Source organism: Mycobacterium sp. E3247 (genome assembly GCF_001667785.1).
Classification (GTDB): domain Bacteria; phylum Actinomycetota; class Actinomycetes; order Mycobacteriales; family Mycobacteriaceae; genus Mycobacterium.
Genome location: NZ_LZJG01000528.1, coordinates 1 through 813, shown reverse-complemented (window position 1 = coordinate 813; position 813 = coordinate 1). Strand labels below are relative to the sequence as shown.

The 813-nt window shown below is 74.9% G+C and carries 1 protein-coding gene; it reads left to right on the top strand.

The genetic code is table 11. The annotated features are described in order from the left end of the window. Positions 1-813: zinc-binding dehydrogenase (locus tag A9X04_RS27135; protein ID WP_156764557.1), on the top strand; the 813-nt coding region annotated here is incomplete at both ends.

Sequence of the window (813 nt, the reverse complement as noted above, 5' to 3'; positions counted from 1 at the left end):
TCACCGACACCTGCGCCCCGGCGCCGCGCAGCTCGGCGACCAGCTCGGGCAGGCCGTCGGCCCCCTCCCCGCTGCGGGGCGTCGATCGGGTGCTGGTGCACGCGGGCGCGGGCGGGGTGGGCATGGCCGCCGTGCAACTGGCCCGGCACTGGGGCGCCGAGGTCTTCGTCACCGCCAGCCGCGGCAAGTGGGACACCCTGCGCGCCATGGGTCTGGACGACGAGCACATCGCGGATTCGCGGACGCTGGACTTCGAGCGCGAGTTCTCCGCCGCCACGGGCGGCGCCGGGATGGACGTCGTGCTCAACTCGCTGGCCGGCGAGTTCACCGACGCCTCGCTGCGGCTGCTGGCCCCCGGTGGGCGCTTCATCGAGATGGGCAAGACGGACCTGCGCGACCCGGCGGCCCTGGCCGATGTCGCATACCGCGCGTTCGATCTGATGGAGGCCGGGCCGGACCGCATCGCCGAGATGCTGGCCGAGTTGATGCGGTTGTTCGCGGACGGGGTGCTGAAGCCGTTGCCGGTCAAGGCCTTCGACGTGCGGTGCGCCGCGGACGCCTACCGGTTCGTCAGCCAGGCCCGCCACATCGGCAAGGTCGTGCTCACCATGCCCGACGGGCCCGCCGGGCTGGGCGGCGGCACCGTGCTGATCACCGGCGGGACGGGCATGGCGGGGGCGGCGGTGGCCCGCCACCTGGTCGACCGCCACCGGGTGCCGCACATCGTGTTGGTCAGCCGCAGCGGGGAGGGGGCCGACGGCCTGCCCGAGCTGGTCGCCGAGCTGCGCGGCGCCGGGGCGCAGGTGTCGGTGG